The organism is Salmonella sp. 32100201201700099SM, assembly GCF_017572645.1.
In the GTDB taxonomy this organism is placed as follows: domain Bacteria; phylum Pseudomonadota; class Gammaproteobacteria; order Enterobacterales; family Enterobacteriaceae; genus Salmonella; species Salmonella enterica.
In genome coordinates this window covers 442,991-466,802 of record NZ_JAGERQ010000002.1, presented here as the reverse complement: position 1 = coordinate 466,802, position 23,812 = coordinate 442,991, and the positions used below count along the sequence as shown (strand labels likewise).

Sequence of the window (23,812 nt, the reverse complement as noted above, 5' to 3'; positions counted from 1 at the left end):
TTGATAAACACCGTCAGGGTTACACCTGCCCGGCTAGCCCAAAAAACTTGCGGGCCGTTAACTCATCGCGTGCGATTTGCGCTTTTAGCTCATCAAGCGACGCAAATCGCTGCTCATTACGTATCTTTTTACGCAGTATTACATCTATATGGCGACCGTAGAGGTCCATTACAACGTCCAGCAGATGCACTTCCAGTTGTTGACGCACGCCAGCCACCGTTGGACGAGTGCCAATGTTCGCTACGCCGGGTAACGGCTTATCGCCAAGCCCGGTGACTTCCACCGCATAGACCCCTTTGACCGGGGAGACCTGACGGCGCAGCGGTAAGTTCGCCGTCGGGAAGCCAATGGTACGTCCCAGCTCGTCGCCATGAACGACACGCCCGGAAATAGTAAAGGGATGTCCCAGCAGGCTTTCGGCAAGCGCCAGGTTATCTTCCGCCAGCGCCTGTCTCACTGCGGTACTACTGATACGCACGCCGCCTTCACAAAAGGTTTGGGTGCTGGAAACCGCAAAACCATACTCCACCCCCGCCTTCTGTAATAACAAGAAATCGCCCGCGCGGCTAGCACCAAAGCGGAAATCATCGCCGACGGCAAGAAATTGCACGCCAAGTCGCTCCACCAGCAGTTCGCTGATAAACGTTTGCGCCGTCAAAGCGGCAAAGCGGCGATCGAATTTCACGCATAGCACATAGTCCACGCCGCACTGCGCAAGGTAATGCAGTTTTTCACGCAGGCGCGTCAGGCGAGCGGGCGCTTTATCCGTCGCGAACAGCTCCTGCGGCTGCGGTTCGAAAATCATGACCACCACCGGCAGACCGCGTCTGCGTCCTTCTTCCTGCAAACCCTGCAGTAGAGCGCGATGCCCCCGATGTACGCCGTCGAAATTACCAATGGTCAGCACACACCCATGCGGGGCCTGACTGAGATTATGTATGCCGCGTATCAGCTTCATGTCTGACTCAAAACAGTGAAAATCGCAAGAGTATACCTTGTACAGCGGTCAAGGTTAACCGACGATTGCCCTGATGAAACATAAAGAAGATGCTTTTCATCGCCATGCGGCAAACTCCGCCCCAAAACCCGCCGCTTAATGCAATTTTTCTCATGGAAAGGCTGTATTCACAGCACGCAAGCTGGTAGAATCCTGCGCCATCACTACGCAACGAGTGCTGCAATTTAAACGGCGCTTATTTGCACAAATCCATTGACAAAAGAAGGCTAAAAGGGCATATTCCTCGGCCTTTGAATTGTCCATATAGAACACATTTGGGAGTTGGACCTTGGCTAATATCAAATCAGCTAAGAAGCGCGCCGTTCAGTCTGAAAAGGCTCGTAAGCACAACGCAAGCCGTCGCTCTATGATGCGTACTTTCATCAAGAAAGTATACGCAGCTATCGAAGCTGGCGACAAAGCTGCTGCACTGAAAGCATTTAACGAAATGCAACCGATCGTGGACCGTCAGGCTGCTAAAGGTCTGATCCACAAAAACAAAGCTGCACGTCATAAAGCTAACCTGACTGCACAGATCAACAAACTGGCTTAATCGCCTGCTTGTTATCAGCTTTGTAGAAAAACCCGCGTAAAGCGGGTTTTTTTATGCCTGCTATCTGCCGTTTTGCTCGTCAACCGCTGGCTCTGACCTCACTCGTTCACGCTCTTCCTGACCAGCCTATTTTTTCAGCTCCCCCTCCCTCAGTCACGTAATACTTGAAAGTTATTTTCTTTCACTGTTTTCCTTTTCTTATTTCATTACTGAAAAAACTGTGACCACCTTAGCAAATAAAAACATCGCTCATTTAAAAACTAATAAACGCAATCCTGATGTAAGATTTAATAATTGATTGATGCCGTCGGGTTAACTACTTTTCATGTACACCTTACTTACTCATTTTAATCTGAGGTTAAATTCAGAAACGACATAAAAATAATATTCAAAACTTGCTTAGAAAGTAGAGGTTGTTTTTCTGGGCGTATCGTACCAATATCGGAGTTATCATTATGAGTTCTGTCATTGAGGATACCCAGCCTTCCGGGTCAGCATCATTGTCTTTACTACAGCGTATTAGTTACGGCTCTTTGGATGTGGCGGGTAATCTGCTGTACTGCTTCGGTTCAACGTACATTTTATATTTCTACACAGACGTTGCAGGTATTAGCCTTGCTGTAGCAGGCGTTATCCTGCTGCTGGCGCGTATTGTCGATGGCATAGACGCCCCTATATGGGGGATCATCATCGATAAAACGCGTTCACGCTACGGTAAATGTCGTCCCTGGTTTTTATGGTTACCGCTGCCTTTTGCGGTATTCAGCGCGCTGTCATTTTGGTCTCCTGATATCAGTATGACAGGAAAAGCCATCTATGCAGCAATATCTTATATGATTGCCAGCATTCTATTTACCGGACTTAATACACCACTCAGTGCAATATTACCTCTGATGACCTTATCTCCCAAGGAAAGACTGGTTTTAAATTCCTGGCGAATGACCGGTGGGCAAATTGGGGTTTTATTAATGAACGCGACCGCCTTGCCGTTAATCGCTTTTTTAGGTAACGGTGATGATCACGCTGGTTTTATTTATACGGCGATTACATTTGCCATTATATCTTGCGCGCTAACGCTCTTTGCGTTTAAAAACATTCGTGAAATGGATGCGGATAAAATACAGCATGAACCTAAGTTGCCGATGAAAAAAAGTTTCGCGGCGATGAAAGGTAACTGGCCATGGATTCTGATGGTGCTGGCTAATCTGATCTTCTGGATTGCCCTACAGCAGCGCTCCACGACCATTGTCTATTATCTGACCTACAACCTCGACCGTAAAGATCTGGTGCCGCTGATTAACAGCCTGGCAACGATTCAGATCCTGTTTATCATCGCTATCCCCTTCTTTAGCAAATACCTGGCTAAAACCTGGATATGGGTAGGCGGTCTGCTGGTCGCCACGTTTGGCGGCGTCATGATGTGGCTGGCAGCGGACAACATTACTTTCCTCATCGCCGCCTGGATACTCGGCAATATCGGCAGCGGTATCGCCTGCTCAATGCCATTTGTCATGCTGGGCTTCGCCGTTGATTTCGGCGCCTGGAAGACCGGTATTAAGGCTACCGGCATTCTTATCGCCTTCGGCAGTACCTTCTGCATCAAGATGGGTAGTGGCCTCGGTACTGCTTTAGCCGCCTGGATCATGAACAGTTTTGGCTATGTCCCCAACAATGCCCAGAGTGCTGCGGGTCTGGAGGGAATTACCTGGGCCTTTATCTGGGCACCCGCCCTACTCTTCGCGCTCGCAGCGATCCCACTACTTTTCTTTCGCAAATACGAAGCGATGGAAGAGAAGATTCGCCACGATCTGGAAACCATCAACTCATAACGTTCTTTACCTTCACCCTCGAATATGGGAGGCACCACCATGCCATTTATGCAACAAGACCCACGTCGTCTGGTCTGGCAGCAAAACGATCGCTATTTATGGATTGAACCCTGGGGCGAGAACAGCCTGCGCGTACGCAGTGGCCGTCATCTGCCGGTAATGAGAAATGAAGACTGGGCATTGACTGAGCCAGTCGCAGAAAGCCAGTGCCACATTGATTATGAGCATCACCAGGCAACGCTGACCAACGGCAAAATTATCGCTATCGTCAATCAAAAAGGACAAGTTACCTTTTACCGCCATCCACACAAACCCCTGTTGCAGGAGTTTTGGCGCCTGCGGGGCGAAATTGGCGAGGATGAATCATCTCACGGCCAGTACGTCAGCGCACTCAACCTTGAGGGACGCGAGTTCCGCCCGATTCAGGGTGGGAAATATTCACTGAAAGCCCGCTTCGAAGCCACCGAAGGGGAAAAAATTTATGGCATGGGGCAGTATCAACAGGCCAACCTGGATCTCAAAGGATGCGTGCTTGAGCTAGCGCAACGTAACTCCCAGGCCTCAGTACCATTTATGCTCTCCAGTCTGGGCTACGGATTTTTATGGAACAACCCGGCAGTCGGACGCGTAACCTTTGCCCAAAACGTTACCGAATGGGAAGCGCAGGTCAGCGAACAGTTAGACTACTGGATCACGGCTGGCGATACCCCGGCAGAAATTAGCCGGGCTTACGCGCTGGCTACCGGCACGCCGCCGATGATGCCGGACTACGCCATGGGCTTCTGGCAGTGCAAACTCCGTTATCGTACGCAGGAAGAGCTGCTGGAGGTCGCCCGCGAATATAAGCGCCGCAATCTACCTATCTCGGTGATCGTTATCGACTTCTTTCACTGGCCGAATCAGGGTGACTGGATGTTCGATGCGCGCGACTGGCCCGATCCTGATGCCATGATTGCCGAGCTGAAATCGCTGGGAATTGAGCTGATGGTCTCCGTCTGGCCGACGGTGGATAACCGTACCGAAAGCTATCGGGAGATGCGTGAAAACGGCTGGCTGGTACAAACGGAACGTGGCTTGCCGATCAATATGGATTTCCTCGGCAATACCACTTACTTTGATGCGACTCATCCGGGCGCGCGCGACTATGTCTGGGGCAAAGCCAAACGCAACTATTACGATAAAGGCGTGAAGCTATTCTGGTTAGATGAAGCCGAACCTGAGTTCAGCGTTTACGACTACGACAACTATCGCTACCATGCCGGACCGGTACTGGAAGTGGGCAATATCTACCCACGCATGTACGCTAAAACCTTTTTTGATGGCATGAAAGCCGATGGCGAAGACCAGGTTATCAACCTGCTACGCTGCGCCTGGGCCGGCAGTCAGAAGTACGGCGCTCTGGTCTGGTCAGGGGATATTCACTCCTCGTTTAGATCGCTGCGCAACCAGTTTGCCGCCGGACTCAATATGGGAATAGCAGGGATACCGTGGTGGACGACGGATATCGGCGGTTTCCATGGCGGTAATATTCACGACCCGAAATTCCATGAATTGCTGATTCGCTGGTTCCAGTGGGGCGTCTTTAGTCCGGTGATGCGTCTGCACGGCAACCGCGATCCGCAAATTTTACCCGCGCAACCGTATCGGGATGGTATCGCCCAGTGCCCTACAGGTGCGCCGAACGAGGTCTGGAGCTACGGTGAGGAAGTATGCGACGTACTGACAGGTTGCCTGGCGTTGCGAGAAAAACTCAAGCCCTATATCAAAGCGCTGATGGAGGAAACCCATAAGCACAATACGCCAGTGATGCGCCCCCTGTTCTTTGAATTCCCCGAACAGGAAACAAGTTGGACAATCACCGACCAGTACTGTTTTGGTCCTGACCTGCTGATCGCCCCCGTCATGCATGAAGGTATGCGCGAACGTGATGTCTGGCTACCAGAAGGGGAAACATGGACGGATCTTGCGACCGGTAAAAGCTATTCAGGAGGGCAGACGCTGCATTACGCTACGCCACTGAACAGAATTCCGGTGTTTATCCGCGAAGGTGGGTAGTACCGTAGCCTACTGAACTTGTAGAATGATTCCGGCTGCGGGTTAGTTCCGCAGCCGGAAGTATTACGGTAGGTATGTCTACTGTAGCTTAAACAATGCCGAGTAGTCCGCATTGCAAATACGCTGCACCGCCGGATGCTGGATCATTCTCTCGGCAAAAATCGCATGATATTCTTCCATGACATTCTCCACGCGCCCAATCTCTATTACCGACTCATCGGCATAAAAATCCAGCGAATAAAGGCTCGGCGCCACAAAAATCGCATCATGCGTCGCGCCAAACGCCTTCATTAAGGCCGCGTCATCAAATTCACCGAGGATCTCAACCTGCAACCCCTGCGAATTAAACCAGTTCAACAACTTACGCCCCAGCATTGAGCGACGTCCCGGCACCAGCAACCGTCGCTCTTCCAGGCAGGCAGGAAACGCTTTTTCAGGAAGCGGATTCGTACACCAGAAACTGACGCTGCATTCGCCGATTTTGACTGAGAATAGCCCCTCCTGCTGCGTGGAATCTATCGGGCAGTCGGAGATAATCATATCCAGCTTGTGCTGGCTGAGCTGTTCGAGCAACATTTCGTGCGTGGACTCGAAGCAACGCAGATGTATGGGTTCGTCCACCACCACCGCCGCATCCAGAACGCTGCTGACCAGACGCTTGGATAAAGCATCGGCGACGCCGACATCAAACAACAGGTTTGATTCTTTGCGGTAATTGACGATATCCAGCATCTCCTGGCTTAGCGTAAACATTTTGTCCGCATAGCGAAAAACCAGCTCGCCCAGTTCGCTGGGTTCAAGACCGCGTCCCTTACGTTTAAATAGCTTCCCCTGTAAACGCTCTTCCAGGGCTTTAATTTGACCAGTAATGGTTTGCGGCGTCAGAAAAAGCGCCTCTGCGGCGCCCACGACAGAACCTTCTTTATAGACATGCCAGAAATAATAAAGATGGTTGTAGTTAATATGAGACATGCTCATTTCTCTCCCTGCTCAATGTCGTAAGGGAGCGATACATCGCTCCCCCTTCCCTTCGTACTGGTTATGCCGGCGCGTTCAAACGCGCGCGCAACCAGCTATACCCCACCACTGCGGAGAGCAATGAACCAATCAAAATGCCCAATTTCGCCCAGTTAATAAGTTCCGGATCGATATTGCCAAATGCCAGGCTGGCGATAAAGATGGACATCGTAAAGCCAATGCCACACAAAATGCCGACCGCCATGATTTGCTGATAAGTGGTCCCCTGCGGCAGATGCGCCAGCTTGAAACGCAGCGCCAGCCAGCAAAACAGGCTAATCCCCAGCGGCTTACCAATCAGCAGACCAGCAATAATTCCCAACGGCAGCATGGAGGTCAGACCGTCCATCGTGACGCCCTGAAGAGAAACGCCGGCATTCGCAAAAGCGAAGAGCGGCAGGATCAGGTATGCGACCCACGGGTGCAGAACATGCTCCAGACGCTTGGCCGGCGAGCGTCCGTGTTTTTCTTTCAGCGGAATAAAGAAGCCGACAATGACGCCTGCCAGCGTCGCGTGAACGCCGGACTTCAGTACCGCCGTCCACAGCACTGCCCCGACCAGAATATATACCCCTGTCCGCCTGACGCCGCACAGGTTCAGCAGCGCCAGCACGGCAATCGCGAACGCCGCCACGCCCAGCGAGACGATAGAAAGATCGCTGGTATAAAACAGTGCGATAATAATGATGGCGCCGAGGTCATCGATGATCGCCAGCGCCATCAGGAAAATTTTCAGCGCCAGCGGAACCCGGCTGCCTAACAGCGCCAGCACGCCCAGCGCAAAGGCGATATCCGTCGCGGCAGGAATAGCCCAGCCCTCACGAGTGACCGGATCGGAGTAGTTAAAGGCCAGATAGAGCAATGCTGGTACAATCATCCCGCCGATGGCGGCAATCACCGGAAAAGCGGCCTGGCGCAGACTGGCTAACGAGCCTTGCATCAGTTCGCGCTTAACTTCCAGGCCAATCAACAGGAAAAACACGGCCATCAGCGCATCGTTGATCCACAACAGCATGTTTTTGTTGATCTCAAGCGCCCCAACCCGTAGCTGAACCGGCGTCTCCAGAAAATCATGATACCATCCACTGGTCGCGCCCATATTGGCCATCAGCATAGCCAGCGCAGCGGCGATGATGAGAATGATGCCCCCAGAGGCATCGCTGCTAAAAAATCGGTGCAGATGTTTCACTTTTTATTCTCTCAATCAGGTGAATTCTTCGGATCTACTATCTTACCTCGCCTGACTCATCGTTAAAATTAGATTATATATGATGAATAGCTCGTTTTTTACGAAATGAAGTCCGACTTACGCCGGACTTTTTTAGTGCAGTCAGTCATTGATGATAGACCGCTACGCGTACAGATCCATTTTATACACCCGGAAACTGGTAATATCGTAGCGATAGCCTTCCCCGTTCGTTTCCGCGTTTTTGTAGTAACCTGACGTCATAGTCGCTTCAAAAAGCACGGTTTTCTCCGTAGGCGCAATCTCCTGTAAAATTAGCAGCCCCATCGCCTCGCTGCCCGCCTGCGGATCGATAATATCGCTCTCGCCAGGCTGGCAAGAGATGGCGCGGCCATTTTCATCAAACGTGCAGTCGGCAAAATGCACCACAATATTGCCATTCTGCTGGATCGCTTTCGCGCTAACGCAGCTACTGTAGCCACGCGCGCCCAGCTCCTTGCCGTATTCAAATGGCCGCATAACGGTCATCTCATTCATATTCACCACGAAATGGACAATGCGGCTGTAGTTATCCGGCGGTAACAGGCTTTTGCTGTCATCACGCGAACGGTAGTTACCGTTATCAAATACCATAAACTCCACTATACCCGGCGTATTATTGGCGATTTCAACGACGTTATGCTGGCCCCACGTCCAAAAGTCACGGTCGGCCGCGTCGATATCCTCCTGTTTGCTAAAGTCATAAAGCGCCACACCTTCACTGTCGACCGGGGTTAAAAGATAAGGCTGATAAGCGTCGTCCCAGTCTTCATGCGTTGACAAAATAAAGCGTAACGCTTGCGTTTGCAGATCGACGCCAAACACCGCGCTCTGATGACGCCCGGACGCAATTAACAACTGATTCGTCTCATTCACGTAGCTCTGGTTTATGTGCAGCCAGTCTTTAACCGTCGGGTCTTCTCCCGGCGCCGTACCTGAAGGACGGGAAACCCGCGTCGTATCCAACACCTTCGCCATATCGTAGTAAGCCGTCTCCAGTCCGGTAGCCAGATCGACAACCGATACGCCGTCTTCATTGGTTTTCAAATCGTCGGGCCGACCCGAGGTATATTCAGAGGGCGCAACAATGGTATTACTGTCCCACGGCCAGATAGAATGGTGAAATTGGTTATCGAGATTATAGAATGTGTGAAGACGCCCCATCATGTCGAACTCATACATATCCAGATAGGTATTTTTCGCTTCTGAAGTGGTGAGGAAATGGCCATTATCAATTCGAACAAAATTATAAGACGGATAATCCTGAGTAACGTACCAGCGCACCAGACCATTCTGATCTAATGTGTAATTATAGCGATCGAAATGCGTAATAAAATAAAACCCTGGCGCCATCTTGTCCGCATCGGTAGCAGGTTGCGTCACGTTGATAATCGGAAAACCTAATACGACCTCCGCGGAATCTACCGGCGGTAACGGCTGTGTGGTGAGCGTATAGACGGCAAGCGGCGTATCTGCCTGAGAAAAGACAATACGGTTTTCAGTCTCCGCTACCAGCCCCAGAACCGGCAACAGATTTGCGCCTGCCGTAAGGGTGTAAAGATGTTCTACCGGCATCGCCGTTTTTGCCGCATCCTGGACCGTGACCATGATCTCAGCCGGTTCCAGACTCCAGACGCCGGCATAGGCGCTTAAAGGTGCCGTGCCGTAAGGGTCTAACAACATGAGCGCATTTTCTACCGTATTCTCTTGCGTGACCTGCGCAAGGCAATTTTCATAAATAGCGGTATGGTTAAGCACCATTTCATTATTGATATCGATACCCTGATTAATCGCCGGACGCGGCGCAGGAAGGACAACAGACGTTGCAGTTAACGTATTCATGATAAATCTCCAGTGTATTAATCTCATCGCCCCTCATGGGGACCACGAAAATTAATACTCTGGATTTTTAAGCCGTCCGAATAAAATACCGCAACAACACCTCATCACACTTTTTATTTTAGCAATTCAGTTACATGAAGCGTTATATTCAAATTTTAGGTAATCCAGTACGGCAACAACATTGCCAGGAGACATCCGGTTAAGATGCGGCAGGAAGGGATGGTTGTGAACATAGCGAATAAACGCCGTCGCGCTATTTAACGTCGCATGACGTAACAAACTCACCTTTTTATTTCCTGTGAGATTGCATACTGCCATCGCATAATCCCGTGTGGAAAATGTACGCCAGACGTTGTTGCGAATTCCGCCGCTCAAAAACAACCGCGGAGGGAGATCGCGTTTGGGCGGCGTAACGCCTCTTTCACGCACAAACGAAATATGGCAGCGCCCCTGACGAAGATAGCTAAAATTCGCCATCATACAGCCGCCCAGAATAAAGCATTCGTGATCGAGATAATGCTGGACATTCAGGGAGCGCTCATCCGTCAACGCCTGAACCAACTCAAAATGTCGATAAGCAGGTAATACGGGTTTTACTAACATCCCCGGATCGTTTTTATATAAAATGGCGGGGCCGTAATCCACATCAAATAATACATTGCGGCGCATGGTCAGCGCCTCTTCTCGCTGCACCAGATGCGCCAGCGTGCCGGACGGAAGTCGTTCTTCGTAATCAGAATGATATTGATAATCCGCTTCCACCGGTTGGGCGGAGTAATTCGTTGAGATCGCAACGACCTTACCGCTCTCCTCTTCCGCCGTCACCAGCACGTATAAGCTGCTGTCGCCGCCGTTAAATTTCACACGAAACGCCCGCGTGCTCATAGCGATATCAAACGCGGGAAACACAAAATCGCGTTCCGCTTGATTAGCGCGACGGGACAGTTTTTGTAATTCGCGGCTAAAACCCGTGCTGTCTATCGCCAGCGCCGCGCGTATTTCAACTAGCGACGCTCCTTCGCCAATCAACGTGGCAAGGTTCTCTTGTCTGGCGTCGCTCCTGATAGCGGTATAGGAGATGAACGTTTTATTACACTGGCGGCAATACATACGCCGTTCACCTTTAGTGGAAAATCCATATTTTTTCAGCGACGTCCCGCCACAATGCGGACAGGACTTCACCAGACCTTTCCAGGGTTGATTCGCCGCCTGGCGAAAAAGATTAAGCGATCTGGCTGAGATAATGGGGAACAAAAAACCGCACGCTCGACAGAGAACATTTTTCCCTTGCGGTAGATAGTCTGGGCTCCCCAGAATCCCCAGATTTTTGCAGCCTGGCGTTTTGCAAGCATCGACATTAATGTGAGAAAACATATTCACTCCCTGCGAATACTACCTTCAAACAAATATTGACTTTATTTCTGCAGGTGAGATGCCTTTTTCATACAGGGTTCGCATGGCACTCATCGCCGTCGCGGTATGCGAGAAAAAAGCCTGATAACCTGCACACAGATAGTTATGATTGGTTGCGCCTGACGCAGAGGGTAAAAAACGATGTTTCGGACAGCCGCCATAGCAGGCGAACTTCCATTGACAGCGATGACACTCCTGCGCCATTGAACGCTGTTTATCGCTGCCGAACTGGCGATTTTGTTCGCCCTGATTCATTTGACGCAGCGTCTTCTGGTGGATATTCCCCAGTTTAAATTGCGGATATACGAAGTGATCGCAGTTATAAACATCGCCGTTCATTTCCATCGCAAACGCGCTGCCGCAGGTGGGAGCAAAAACGCAAACCTGCGGCGGCAGGCCGCACCAGGCCGCCAGCGTCTGTTCAAATAGCTGGATGCCGATATCGCCGATATCCTCACGGATCCAGATATCAAATACCGCATTCAGAAACTGACCAAATTGCAGGCTATCGACCGACCACGGCGTCATCGCGATATGTTTATCCTGCGGCTGCGCCAGCCCATTTTCCCCACAGCGTTCAACTAAAGGGATAAATTGCATATAGCGGCTACCAATGCTTTTCAGGTAGCGATAGACCTGAACAGGATGATGCATATTGGTACGGTTAACCACCGTGAGGGTATTAAATTCTACGTCGTGCTGCGCCAGACAACGCACCGCATTTTCTACTTTTTCATGCGTCGGCTTTCCGGAGCGCGTCACTCGCCATTCATCGTGTAACGCGGCATCGCCATCAATAGAGACGCCAACCAGAAAATCATGCTCCCGGAAGAAGGTCGCCCAGTCATCGTTGATCAGGATGCCGTTGGTCTGGAAGGTATTGACGATGGTTTTGCCGCCACAATAGCGCTGCTGAAATTCAACGGCTTTACGATAAAACGGGATGCCCATTAATGTGGGTTCCCCGCCCTGCCACGCAAAAATGACCTCATCAATATCCTGTGCGGCAATCTGCTGCCTGATGAAGAGTTCGAGGGTCTCTTCCGACATTTTGTAATGGTTTTTTCGATCCGGATAGAGCTTTTCTTTCTCCAGATAAAAACAGTACTTACAGTCAAGGTTACACACCGATCCGGTTGGTTTAACCATGACCTGACAACTTTTCCCAAACATCATTACCTTCCCTGAAATAAAAGAACCTGATCCGGCACAGAGTGACCGGATCAGGTGGGCATCGCCCTAAGTGGCATACTTAATTTTTTATAATTATTCCATTAGCCCCAGGTGACAGGCGTCGGCTTATCGCCACGGGCTTTCATCAGCGAATCGTTATCAATATCCTTTTATACTTCAGGAACTTACCGTAAAGCTGTTTCTCAATCTGCGGCTGTTTACCAATTTGATTGAGCGTCTCGAAACGATCGGTTTTCAGGTTATAGAGATATTTAGGTTTATTCTGGCGATCGATGATCATCTTCCAGTCGCCGTCGCGGATCGTCCTGGAACGGCATATCGATACCGAAGATCAGCGGTTTCTGGCGTTTTAACGTCTTGTCCTTCAGGAGCGGAACTAAAGACTGACCGTCGTAGGTACGATCGGTCGGGAGTTTAAAGTCCATCATGTTGGCCAGCGTCGGCAACCAGTCAAGACCATATACCGGCGTGTCCGTTACCATCCCCTGTGGAATGTGCTTGCCGTATTTGATGATTGCCGGTACGCGAATGCCGCCTTCCCACAGGTTGTCTTTACGCCCGCGCAGACCGTCGGTTTCCCCGGCCAGGTTCAGCTCGTATACCTTACGCGCTTCGCGCGTGACAGGGCCGTTGTCGCTGGTAAAGATGACGATGGTGTTATCTTCCTCGCCCATCGCCTTAATTTTATCCAGCACTTTACCGACCTGCTCATCCATGTAGCTGATATTGGCGTAATATTCGCCGGTGCCGCGCCACGGTTTGTCTGCCCAGTCGCCGTAGAACAGATCCGGATGCTGCTTCTGGTAGTCGGTCATGTACTGCGAATACATATCAAGGTATTTTTTCGGCGACGCCAGCGGGCTATGGACTTCGGTAAAGGCGACATATAAGAAGAACGGATTATCGTCTTTCTTATTATCCAGCCAGTTCACCACTTCAGAGCTCACAAACTCGCCGCTCATCTTATCTGCGCGGCCAATATGTTGGCCATTACGAATCCACCCCGTAGGATGCACCACGCCATAGCGCGGGCGCTCCTTGGCGTTATCCAGCGTAGCATCGGTGACAAATCCCGCCGGATTAACCAACGTATAGTCAAAGCCCATGTCTTTCGCCTGCGGCTGATCGGTGCGATCGCCGCCCGCATTCAGGTGTAATTTCCCCATCATCGCCGTATCGTAGCCCTGCTGTTTTAGCAGATTGGCGATAGTCAGTTCATTACGCCCCAGCGCAACATCTTTGCCTTCCGGTATCCAGGAACGGATTCCGGTACGGAACGGCATACGACCGGTTAACAGGCCCGCGCGGGAAGGAGAACACAGAGGCGCTGGCGCATAATAGTCGGTAAACTTCACCCCCTCCTGCGCCAATTTGTCTATGTTAGGTGTTTTAACGATGCGGTGCCCGTAGGTGGCGAGATCGCCATACCCTAAATCATCCGCCAGAATAATGACTAAGTTAGGACGCTTTGCGGTTGCCGCTTGCGCGGTTGATAATACGCATCCAGCGCATAGCGCCAACCCTATCATACTGGCAACGACTGTTCTTTTCATTTCAACTCCTTTGAGTTATCGCACGGTCTGATTACGATATATTTGCCGATAGACCCGGCTGCGGAATACAGCCTAAATTAATTGCACTATATATATTCGATTTGTCTTATATTTCTTCCATTAACATCGTTTTATCGTAGAAATTATTCACACTCATTATAATATTAATACCATAAATATATTTCGTGCTAAAGAAAACACGCCTGAAGCAGTCTATAAAAAAAGAAATCGCGAACGAGTGATGCAGATCTCAAATATGGCCCATATGTCAGAACCGCTATTGTGATGTCAATATATGTTGCTGTTTGAACGGTAACACCCTCATTTAATGGCAGTAAGTTGTCTTTGCGAGAGATTATTCCCATTCGAAGTTTCATTAATTTCATGCTATCCGGTGTGACTTTTACAACAGAGACATAAACTATAAATCAAATAGTTATCACGTAATAAACAACATTATCTGACACGAATATTTGACGATTATATGTCGCTGATATTTTTGAGACATCTATCACCTACGTATAAAAAGACACTCCTTAGAATTCGCTTCTTTACACAACATTTCACTGTGTTTTTACCTCATGGAGTTGAGCATGAAAAATAAGAAATATATTAATAGTCTACTCGCCGCATGTGTTCTTTTCTCTTGCTTTAATGGCCAGGCAGCGGAATTGAAACGCGTATACGGTAAACTTAGCTTCGGATATGGCGACTGGAATAAAGGCTTTGTCAATGTCGATCGCGGCGAAGTGTGGAAAGCGGTAGCCGATTTCGGCGCCGTGTTTGACAGGGGCGAATTTGCATCATTTTATGAAATGAACGTGCTCAACCATCCGGTAGAAGGCCGTAACCATGTTACCCAATTTCTGGGACATTATAGGGTAGTAGAAGGCTCTAACTTTACCGCAATGATGAAACTCTATATGTCGATGGAGAATAAATTCGGTGATGAATTAAACATGATGTACGGGGTAGGTTATCTGGGTTTAACCAGCCCATCAGGCTTTATTAAGCCCTATTTCGCTGTTCATAACTTATCGAACGATTATACCTCTAAAAAGTATGGACAGGCGACAGGCTTTAACGGTTATGTTCTCGGTTGGGTCGCGGCTTATAACTTCGATATGTTTAATGAAAAGTTCGTCATTTCAAACTGGAACGAAGTTGAAATGGATCGTAATGATGCCTACGCCGAACAACAGGGTGGGACGACCGGCCTGAACGGCGCGGTAACGTTTACATGGAAATTTATGCCGCGATGGACCGCCTCCGTCTCTTACCGTTACTTCAATAATAAATTGGGGTATGACGGCTACGGCGACCGTATGAATTACCTGATCGGCTTCGAGTTTTAATAATTAATAAACTTGATGAATATTACTTAATTTCCCCGGTTTGTAGTCGTGAATGACACGACTACAGGCATTGTTTTTCTTTAATGTAGCGTAAATGGATGGTTTATATGAACAAAAAGTTTTCGATATCCCTACTGTCGCTGTGCATTGGTTTGTCTTCAGCCATTTCCTTTTCAGCCGATGCGCGTGACATCACAATTTATTATACGAACGATTTACATGCCCATGTAACCCCAGAAATTATCCCCTATGTATCCAAGACACGTCCGGTAGGCGGCTTTGCGCCCATCTCGAAAATTGTCAAAGATGCAAAAGCGAAAGAGAAAGATGTCTTTTTCTTTGATGCTGGCGACTATTTCACCGGACCTTTTATCAGTACGCTGACCAAAGGCGAGGCTATTATTGATATTTTAAATACCATGCCTTACGACGCCGTCTCTGTCGGTAACCATGAATTTGACCATGGCCATGAGAATCTGGTTAAACAGCTCAGCAAATTGCAATTCCCGGTATTGTTGGATAATGTTTTTTACAGCGGCACAGATACGCCATTAATTAAAGAACCGTATACCATTGTGGAAAAAGATGGATTCAAGATCGGCGTCATCGGTATGCACGGCGTTTCCGCATTCTATGAAGCGATTGCCGCAGGCGTGCGTGAAGGCGTTGACTGCCGCGATCCGATTCCTTATGTGAAAAAACAGCTGGAAGAGTTAAAAGGGAAAGTTGACCTGACCGTGCTGCTCGCCCACGAAGGCGTGCCGGGTATGCAGTCCAGCGCGGGCGAGGCTGATGTCGCACGCGCACTGAAAACCGACGTTGATATGGCGAAATCGCTGGAAGGCTATGGACTTAACGTCCTGATTACCGGCCATGCGCATAAAGGTACGCCAGAACCGATTAAAGTGGGCGATACTCTTGTCGTTTCCACGGATGCGTACACCATCGAATTAGGTAAACTGGTGCTTGACTGGAACCCGGAAACCAAAAAAGTGGACAGCTACAATGGTAAGTTGATCACCATGTATGCGGATACTTATAAGCCAGATCCGGTCACGCAGGCCAAAATTGACGAATGGGATAACAAGGTTAAGAAAATTACCGATGAAGTGGTCGCGCACTCTCCGGAAGTGCTGACCCGTTCTTACGGTGAATCCGCGCCAACCGGCAACTTAATCACCGATGCCCTGATGGCTACCGTTCCTGGCGCCGACGCTTCCTTCTATAATGCTGGCGGCATCCGTACCGAATTGCCTAAAGGTAATATCACCTATGGTGATGTGCTGAGTATGTATCCGTTCACCAACGATGTCATGAGCATGGAAATCAGCGGTAAGGACCTGAAATCCATCATGTCACACGCTGCCGATCTGAAAAACGGTATGCTGCACGTATCTAAAACCGTCCAGTTTAAATATGACAGTACCAAACCGCTGGGCCAGCGTATTGTTGAATTTGATATCAAAGGCAAACCGGTAGAAGACAATAAACTCTATACCGTCGCGCTGGATTCCTTTATCGGTAAAGGTGGTGGCGGATTTACCTTCACTAAAGGTAAAAATATCAAATATATAGGGATACAAACCGCACCGGCGTTGGTTAACTATATGAAGCAGGTTAACAATATTCAACCTGACCACACCATGCGCGTGGATGATATTAGCAAATAAGCCATAATGTTATGCGGTCGATAACCGGCCGCATAACATACTTAGTTATGCAAACAGCGGCATTTTGTATACCCGAAATGCAGAAATATCATAACGATAATTCGTGCCATTCGTCTCTTCGTTCTTGAAATAGCCCGACGTCACCATCGCTTCGAATAAGACCTCTTTCGTCTCTTTATTGATTTCTTGTAATACCAGTCGACCTAACGCCTGTTGCCCTTCATCCGGATCGACAAGATCGCTGGAGCCTGGTTGCGCGGTAATGGTATGTTCAAACTCATCAACCGTCGTCGCGCCGAAGTGAATAACCAGGTGACCATTAGTCAATAAATGCTTAGCGCTCACAAAACTGCTATAGCCCCGGTTCCCGACTTCCGTTTTACCATATTCATACGGACGCGTTACGGTCATCGTGTTTAGGTTTATTTTAAACTGCACCACCCGGCTGAAGTTATCGAGCGGCAACAAACTTTTCGCATCTTCGCGTGAACGATAGTTACCATTATCAAAGACCATAAACTCCAGAAAACCAGGCTCATCATTTGGAATTTCAACAATGTTATGCTGCCCCCAGGTCCAGAAATTCTTATCTGCCGCATCAATCCCTCCCGGCGAGGTAAGATCATACAGCGGGACGCCATCATCATCGACAGGAGTTAATAAGTATTGCTTGAATTCGTCAGACCAATCCTCATGGTTCGCCATAATAAAGCGCAGTTCGCCGGAATCCACATTTACGCCAAAAATCGCGCTCTGATGTCGACCGGAACAGATCAGCAAATTGTTGGGTTCATTAATATAGCTTTGGTTGATATGCAGCCAGTCATCCATTGATACGTCCTGACCTGGCGCGCTTCCGGAAGGACGCGGCGATCTGGAATAATCCATCACATACAGCATATCGTAATAGGCGACTTCAAGTCCGGTAGATAAGTTAATAATAGAAACGCCATCTTTCCCGGTTGAGTAACCATCTGGCCGTCCATTGCTATATTCTGAAGGCGCAATCGCCAGATTGTTCTCAATGGGAAGAATGGAGTGATGGAACTCATTGTCGAGAAGATAAACCGTATAAACCCGTCCCATAATGTCAAATTCATACATATTCAGACAATGGTTTATTCCCTGTGACGTCGCCAGGAAATGGCCGTTATCCATTCTGACAAAATTATAAGAAGGGATTTCCTGACTTACATACCACCGGACAATCCCGTTATGATCAAAAGCCAGATTATACCGATCAAAATAAGTAGAGAAATAAAGCCCTTCCTCCATCAGCGAGGCCTGCTGCGCAGGACAGGAGACGCTAATAATGGGGAAGCCGAGGCTCACGTTAGCCGAATCCGTGGGCGGTAATGCGTCAGTCATTACTGTATATTGCCCGACAATTTGCGAGGCAAGGCGTAGGGTAATCTGATTATTCACCGCGGATACCATCCCACACACAGGAATAAGGTTAGCGCCCGGATGTACATCATATTGATAACGCACTGCCTCTGTCGTCGCTTCGCTATCAACAACATTGATCTCAAGCGCGGCAGCTTCATCAATCCAAATCCCCAGATAGAGACTCAACGGGGCGGTCCCGTAGGGATTTACGGTGACAATGGCCTTGTCACAGGTATTAGATTGCGTGATCTCCGCTAATCGTTGTTCATATATGGCGTTATGATTTAACACCAATGCGTTATTGGTATCGATTTTCTGGTTAATCGACTCACGCGGTGCGGGCAAGTTAACCATTGACGAATTTTTCTTATTCATACGTTTTTCCTTATTAATTCAGATATAGACAACGAGCGGCCACAACAAGCCAGCCCGTTGCTTAGCAAATAACCCTACGTCAACAAGAGAAATCGGTTTAATAATTTAAAATAAAATATCCATAAAATAACACCCAGACTAAAACTATTCTTTATTGTCCGAAGATTTTATTTCCCTGGCGCTAATATAAAAGCATAACAATTATGTAGCATTAATGCATTGTGACTAATAGCCTATACCTTTTTTATGGTTGGCATAGGCCTTGCGCCATAATTCAAATTATTTTATGTCAACAATAAATCAATCAAAGCATATCAATCTACTGATAAAAATTAACACTACTATCATTTTATTTTTAGAACGACTAAAAATAAAATTTTAGTTTTTCTAAAAAACCATCATTTTTGTGACACGATACGATTTTCTCTGGAAAAAAGACGCTATTACAATCACGCCAGTTGATCCACAAATTTAATATGCATATTATTATCGCTACCCCAATTAAACCCATTAAATAACATCATGACTATTTATTTAATTAACAGCACGCACACTTACAATGATAAGACCAATGAGCTAAAAAACATAAAAACGGGAAAGATGATAAAAATTGCCGCAATGCGCATAAAGTGTCTGGAATATATGCTGAATCATGCACAACAAGAGATTATTTATAAAAAACAACTCACTAATGAACTTTGGGGGGAAAGAAGTCAATTTATCAGCGACGCCAACCTGACCCAGATTTTATATCTACTGCGGCGCGACCTTAAAGGCTTTGGCTTGAGCCAGTTTTTTTCCACGGTGCCTCGAACGGGTATTAAAGTAGATGCCAACATTATTATCAGCAATGAAAACAAAAACCTCCCCTCTTCTTTAAAAAAAGAAGGGAATAAATATATAGCATTATTTTTTGCTTTACTGACCATGGTCATAATGGTTATTTATTTAATACAGTAATTTGATATTAAACTGATCAATCGCATAAGGATGTGCTTCCTTCAACCAAAGCGTCAGGCTGTTTTTCCTGGCTAAAAAGAAAGGTCGACTGAAATGTTGATATCAGTTTTTTGGCATTTTTATAATGGGTGCTATTTGTAGCCAGATAAGCATAAACGGGTAATGTACGAAAAATTATTTCATCAGGCATACGTAGTATTTTTATATTATAACGCCGCACATCTCTAAAATAAGTAGCAATTTTTCCTGGCAAAATCGCAACCATATCGCTTTTTTCAACAACACCGATAACGCCAAATAGTGAATCACTATAATAACCTATTTCCCTGCGCCCCGCATAAGGCGTACTGCTCTTGAATAAATCAATGCTATCAGCATTGAAAGAAGAGAACATATCTGAATGATAGACAGCATGTCTGGCAGCATAAAAATTATATAAAGACATTTTTTCAAGCCCAACCAATGGACTTTTTTCACCACAAACACAAACAAAGTCAGATAAATTATCAATAAGAAAACTTTCGATCATCTCATTCTTAATTTCCAGAATTCCCATGATGATATCCGCATAGCCATGCGTCAGCATGGAGGCTGGCGAGTATTCCCCTGTTTTTTTAATCGCATAGTGTTTAATAATATATCGATTCATCAACACAGTATCCAGCAATGCCGGAAAATAGTAATTTTCAGTGATATCACTTCCCAGAACAATGAGTTCATTACTCTCCTGCGCATCTGTTTTATCGCACAGTGTGCTTTCTATAGATTCAATTGCCTGGCGAAATACCTGGTGAAGCGATTTACCTTTGCTGGACGGGACTAATCCTTTGCGGGTTCTGATAAATAACTCTTCGCCATAAAGATTTTGTAAACGAAGAAGAGCCTGAGAGATCGCCGCAGGCGTGACATCCAGTTTCCTCGCAGCCCTGGTTGCATTTCCTTCAGTAATAACCGTATCGAACACTTTGATCAGATTGTAGTCAATTTTTTTAGCATTTTTTATTGGCCGCATATAGGTTATCCTAGCTGGTATAATCTGGCACCATCATTTAAGGCGCAGATTAACCTTGCACCACACTTATTTCAATAAGTAAATCATTTCCTCTATCTGTTTGTTATTAAATTATAATTTTATTGATATCATTTCAGCCTGTGTAAAATAAAAACACATGATGCTATTTTATAAAAAACATCAAAAACATCTGGCACATTTTATAAAAAAGTAAAAAAGCATAATATTATCCCGTTTAATCACAAATGATTCTCTTATTTCTTTGCGGTTCTCTACGCTTATCCGTACTGATGTAAGGAGTACTTTACCGCCAGTGAACACACTGACAGTGTGAAACGTACCTTATGAATATCAAAACGGAGTGAATTCATGAGACAATATACTATTAATAACGAATTTATTTATAATGAGTCGTTAAGAGAAATAATATCATTACATGATAAAAAAGTGCTAAAGGTGACGCTAATGCGTGCGCGTTGTTTAAGCTATCTTTTTGAAAATGCCTACAAGAAACTGATTACGCAGGAGATGATTTCACACGCAGTTTGGGGAGAGCGAAGTCAATTTGTTAGCGATGCTAATTTGACGCAACTTCTTTATCTGCTGCGACGAGATTTACAACAAATCGGGCTTTTCGAACTGTTCGTTACGCTCCCCAGGCAGGGGATAAAAATCGATGAAAGATTTATCATTGACGCTGCTGACATACCGCCACAAGCTATTCAATATCATACTCACCGATGTAATAAAATTATATCTATTGGTATTCCCACTCTTTTTTTATTGATCGTACTTTTCTTTTTAGCGCCGTTTATCTGAAGATAAAGTCTGTAGACCGTGTCCCGGGAAGGTGAGAACATTTTTCATAATATCCTCACACGACACTGACGGGACACCACCTGCGGTCTGCTACGCGGTTCAGTCATAGACAATGCGTAGCACTGTTAATTGCTTATCTTCATCCAAATAATCTCGTTTTACCGTTGCATGAGGAGACGATATCGGCGTGATAATATTCTCGACAATAATATAACGTTCAACTCCCTCTTTATTATGGCATTGAATTTCTAAGGTTCCCACGTCATTCCAGCAGCCTGCCTCAACAACCGATCCCATAAAATGAATCTGAGCGGTCGGTTTCGCTGTCCCTTCATGAACGATAAAGGAAAGTAAAATCACCGGTATGACGCAACGCATAGACTTCATTTTACTTTCACTCCTGTGCGTTCTCCTCTGAGCGAATATCACCCCTTCGCTTTCTGAATCGCCATTTGCAACATATCCTGAGTCGTGCTTCCCGGGATCACGGTCACCCGTTTTACATCACCGTTTTGCGTCTGAGGCATGACGACAAAAGCAGGCGTGCCGCTAAAGTCCATATGCTGCGCCAGTGCCTGGTTAGTGAGGAGCGCATCATGTACTGCACCGCTGCTTTGCGCTTCTTTTACGGCGGCCAGCTGCGTCGGCGTTAGATAATGTTGCGCCAGGGTGTAGACATCGTGTTCCGTTAACGCGCCTTCCACCTTCCCTGTGGCATAAAGCGCATTATGCCAGTCGAGATATTTCGCCCCGCCCTGTGTAAGCCATACCTGTTCGCCGACTCTTGCCGCCAGTCCGGATACCGGCCAGCGGGAGGAAAAAATAGGAAACTCTTTGAAAATAAACCGAGTATCCGGGTTCGCCTTAATCAGGTTTTCGACCACAGGCGCCATTTTGCTGCACCACGAGCACTGGTAATCAAAGAACATTACCACCGCCGCTTTTGCCTCGCTGGGCCCAACGGAAGGACTGCTGCTACTGAGCAACTCAGCACGATACTGTAATGCCAGTTGAACATACGCCTGTTGTTGCGCAATCTGCTGACGCTGATGTAACGTCTCGCTGGCGGCGACCAAAAATTCCGGATGTTCGGCCAAATACGTTGCCACCACCTCTCCCACTTTATCCGGATGACTGACGATGTAGGCTTCCGCCGTCGGGCCAATTTGCGACGTCGGGGCAGAATCGGCGGCGATTGCCGAGGCGGATACTGCAACGCCTGCCAACGTCAACATCGCCAGTCGGGAAAGTTTTAACGCGTGATAATACATAATAAAAGTCTCGTTCGATAAGATCGGAAAGCCTCCCGCTATCGGGAGACGCCTGAAAAATAGGTTAATGAATACGCGTCAGATCCACGGTTTGCGCTGTCATTACCCGCCCATAGTCATTAATACTTTGCCAACGCACAGTGCAGCGAACCGCGTGCCGGCACCAGTCCGTTTGACGCGTTGCAAAGGGAGCCACGACCCCGGCGTTGTCCTGGGCGCGCTCGTTAGCGCGTAATAAAAAGAGCGTAACGTAATAGGGTGTCGGATTGCGTACCGTCGCGCCATCGGGGGTAAGCGACCAGATCAGATGCCGGTAGGCCTGCTGCGGATTGCCGGCGAGTCCCTCAGGGCGATAGAGCAATTTTAAAGCCGAACGAAACGCCATTTGTACACGGTTCGCTTCCGGTTTACCGGAGGGAATAGCGGCGATACTCAAGGTAAACAGACTTTCCCTGTCGGCGGGTAGCGGTCCGCCGGTATAAACCACCCGCATTGAGTTTTCCTGGCGCGCTGAAAGCATAAATAATGGCGGCGTGACCACGAAGGGCGTGATATTCCCTTCGTTTTTGGTTCCAGGCCAGCGGCCACCAGGTAAAATATGCGTATCAATTAACCAGGACGCTTCTGAATGGTTACTTACCGGTACGCTTAATGCCGGGGCGCCCGCATGATAGATAAAGCGAGTACCGCCAATTACCACGCCAGCCTGCGCCCATGATATGGGAAGCAAGCACCAATATATCGCGCAGTGTAAAAAGAACTTATTCATAGGCAAGAATGAAGGTTGCGGAGGCATTGGCGTCCCCGGGCGTTACCGTGCCGCCATCGGCAAGATAACGCGCGTAAAATTGCAGATGCGCCGACGCCTAGCCCGGACTGAGCGTCACCACATCACTCTCCTGCCCCAGTGGGATTAAAGTTTTATTTTGATCATAAAGCGCAATCCCAATGCCTGAAGCGTCGCTTTCCCCTGCGGTAAGCGCCAATAAATCCGTATTACGGCTATCCCCTGCACCGCTAAAACTGACCGTTACGCCGCTGGCAGTGCTGCCGCAGTTCTGTAAATCGATAGCAAAAGGTTGCCAGGCGGAACCGTCGCCCGCGCGATAAAACTGCCGTTGAGAAACCGCGCCCATCGCCACGTTAATATTTTCCGAGCCTGGAGAGAGCGAACACGTATTGTCCGTGATGGTTCCGGAGACATAGACCCGGCCATCGTGCGCCTGGACGCCGGATGCCGCCAGCAGCATCCCGATGCCGTACAGGATATCGTTACGCATAAT

At 47.9% G+C, this 23,812-nt stretch carries 19 protein-coding genes and 2 pseudogenes; 7 read left to right on the top strand and 14 right to left on the bottom strand.

Annotated elements, in window-relative coordinates; translation table 11 throughout:
* Window positions 1-19: 19 nt before the first annotated feature.
* Both ribF and J4685_RS05585 read right to left on the bottom strand, forming a co-directional pair.
* Entirely contained in the window at window positions 20-958 is a 939-nt protein-coding gene (gene ribF, locus J4685_RS05590; RefSeq protein WP_000767318.1) for a bifunctional riboflavin kinase/FAD synthetase, read from the bottom strand.
* 7 nt (window positions 959-965) lie between these two features.
* Entirely contained in the window at window positions 966-1,181 is a 216-nt protein-coding gene (locus J4685_RS05585) for a YaaY family protein (protein WP_001575565.1), read from the bottom strand.
* 105 nt (window positions 1,182-1,286) lie between these two features.
* On the opposite strand from J4685_RS05585, the gene rpsT reads away from it, so the two are divergent.
* The 3 genes from rpsT (at window position 1,287) to J4685_RS05570 (ending at window position 5,434) form a co-directional block, all read left to right on the top strand.
* Window positions 1,287-1,550 carry a 30S ribosomal protein S20 gene (rpsT, locus tag J4685_RS05580; RefSeq protein WP_001518655.1) on the top strand — a complete coding sequence of 88 codons (264 nt, stop codon included), beginning with the start codon at window positions 1,287-1,289 and terminating at the stop codon, window positions 1,548-1,550.
* Window positions 1,551-2,005: 455 nt separating this feature from the next.
* The gene (locus J4685_RS05575) at window positions 2,006-3,379 is read left to right on the top strand and encodes an MFS transporter (protein ID WP_011232963.1); all 1,374 of its coding nucleotides are present in this window, start codon (window positions 2,006-2,008) and stop codon (window positions 3,377-3,379) included.
* A 39-nt stretch (window positions 3,380-3,418) separates the two neighbouring features.
* On the top strand, window positions 3,419-5,434 hold the full coding sequence (locus J4685_RS05570; RefSeq protein ID WP_001116455.1) for a TIM-barrel domain-containing protein: 2,016 nt from the start codon (window positions 3,419-3,421) through the stop codon (window positions 5,432-5,434).
* 78 nt (window positions 5,435-5,512) lie between these two features.
* Here J4685_RS05570 and nhaR read toward each other — a convergent pair whose 3' ends face one another.
* The 6 genes and pseudogenes from nhaR to J4685_RS05540 form a co-directional block, all read right to left on the bottom strand.
* Complete coding sequence (gene nhaR, locus J4685_RS05565) at window positions 5,513-6,412, bottom strand: transcriptional activator NhaR (RefSeq protein ID WP_000062872.1); 900 nt, start codon at window positions 6,410-6,412, stop codon at window positions 5,513-5,515.
* A 61-nt stretch (window positions 6,413-6,473) separates the two neighbouring features.
* Window positions 6,474-7,640, bottom strand: a complete 1,167-nt coding sequence (gene nhaA, locus J4685_RS05560; RefSeq protein WP_000681337.1) for a Na+/H+ antiporter NhaA — start codon at window positions 7,638-7,640, stop codon at window positions 6,474-6,476.
* 162 nt (window positions 7,641-7,802) lie between these two features.
* The gene (locus J4685_RS05555; protein ID WP_001094804.1) at window positions 7,803-9,518 is read right to left on the bottom strand and encodes an aryl-sulfate sulfotransferase; all 1,716 of its coding nucleotides are present in this window, start codon (window positions 9,516-9,518) and stop codon (window positions 7,803-7,805) included.
* Window positions 9,519-9,644: 126 nt separating this feature from the next.
* The gene (locus J4685_RS05550) at window positions 9,645-10,898 is read right to left on the bottom strand and encodes a hypothetical protein (RefSeq protein WP_001055828.1); all 1,254 of its coding nucleotides are present in this window, start codon (window positions 10,896-10,898) and stop codon (window positions 9,645-9,647) included.
* Between the two features lie 18 nt (window positions 10,899-10,916).
* On the bottom strand, window positions 10,917-12,107 hold the full coding sequence (locus J4685_RS05545; protein ID WP_000971148.1) for an anaerobic sulfatase maturase: 1,191 nt from the start codon (window positions 12,105-12,107) through the stop codon (window positions 10,917-10,919).
* Between the two features lie 98 nt (window positions 12,108-12,205).
* Window positions 12,206-13,678, bottom strand: a pseudogene (locus J4685_RS05540) (sulfatase).
* Between the two features lie 593 nt (window positions 13,679-14,271).
* Between J4685_RS05540 and J4685_RS05535 the strand changes: the two are divergent.
* Together J4685_RS05535 and J4685_RS05530 are read left to right on the top strand one after the other, a co-directional pair.
* Window positions 14,272-15,033: an outer membrane protein OmpK gene (locus J4685_RS05535; RefSeq protein ID WP_000791534.1), complete on the top strand. Its 762-nt coding sequence runs from the start codon at window positions 14,272-14,274 to the stop codon at window positions 15,031-15,033.
* 98 nt (window positions 15,034-15,131) lie between these two features.
* Window positions 15,132-16,703, top strand: coding sequence for a bifunctional metallophosphatase/5'-nucleotidase (locus tag J4685_RS05530; protein WP_000262866.1), 1,572 nt, complete (start codon window positions 15,132-15,134; stop codon window positions 16,701-16,703).
* Window positions 16,704-16,748: 45 nt separating this feature from the next.
* On the opposite strand, the gene J4685_RS05525 is transcribed toward J4685_RS05530, so the two are convergent.
* A complete protein-coding gene (locus tag J4685_RS05525) occupies window positions 16,749-18,467 on the bottom strand; it encodes an aryl-sulfate sulfotransferase (RefSeq protein ID WP_001035852.1) in 1,719 nt (572 codons plus the stop codon).
* A gap of 522 nt (window positions 18,468-18,989) precedes the next feature.
* On the opposite strand from J4685_RS05525, the gene J4685_RS05520 reads away from it, so the two are divergent.
* A complete protein-coding gene (locus tag J4685_RS05520; protein ID WP_000158345.1) occupies window positions 18,990-19,427 on the top strand; it encodes a transcriptional regulator in 438 nt (145 codons plus the stop codon).
* 16 nt (window positions 19,428-19,443) lie between these two features.
* Here J4685_RS05520 and J4685_RS05515 read toward each other — a convergent pair whose 3' ends face one another.
* Complete coding sequence (locus J4685_RS05515) at window positions 19,444-20,439, bottom strand: LysR family transcriptional regulator (RefSeq protein WP_001247397.1); 996 nt, start codon at window positions 20,437-20,439, stop codon at window positions 19,444-19,446.
* Between the two features lie 369 nt (window positions 20,440-20,808).
* Between J4685_RS05515 and J4685_RS05510 the strand changes: the two genes are divergently transcribed.
* The gene (locus tag J4685_RS05510; protein ID WP_001250359.1) at window positions 20,809-21,258 is read left to right on the top strand and encodes a transcriptional regulator; all 450 of its coding nucleotides are present in this window, start codon (window positions 20,809-20,811) and stop codon (window positions 21,256-21,258) included.
* A 99-nt stretch (window positions 21,259-21,357) separates the two neighbouring features.
* On the opposite strand, the gene J4685_RS05505 is transcribed toward J4685_RS05510, so the two are convergent.
* The 4 genes and pseudogenes from J4685_RS05505 to J4685_RS05490 all read right to left on the bottom strand — a co-directional run bounded on the left by J4685_RS05505 (window position 21,358) and on the right by J4685_RS05490 (window position 23,809).
* Window positions 21,358-21,645 carry a hypothetical protein gene (locus tag J4685_RS05505; protein WP_000839833.1) on the bottom strand — a complete coding sequence of 96 codons (288 nt, stop codon included), beginning with the start codon at window positions 21,643-21,645 and terminating at the stop codon, window positions 21,358-21,360.
* A 38-nt stretch (window positions 21,646-21,683) separates the two neighbouring features.
* Complete coding sequence (locus J4685_RS05500) at window positions 21,684-22,529, bottom strand: DsbA family protein (protein WP_000291399.1); 846 nt, start codon at window positions 22,527-22,529, stop codon at window positions 21,684-21,686.
* A gap of 64 nt (window positions 22,530-22,593) precedes the next feature.
* Window positions 22,594-23,325 (bottom strand): fimbrial chaperone BcfG, encoded by a 732-nt coding sequence (bcfG, locus tag J4685_RS05495; RefSeq protein WP_001135023.1) that lies wholly within the window; start codon window positions 23,323-23,325, stop codon window positions 22,594-22,596.
* Window positions 23,291-23,809: pseudogene (locus J4685_RS05490) on the bottom strand (fimbrial protein BcfF). Before J4685_RS05490 ends, bcfG begins: the two are co-directional and overlap by 35 nt.
* Window positions 23,810-23,812: the final 3 nt, after the last annotated feature.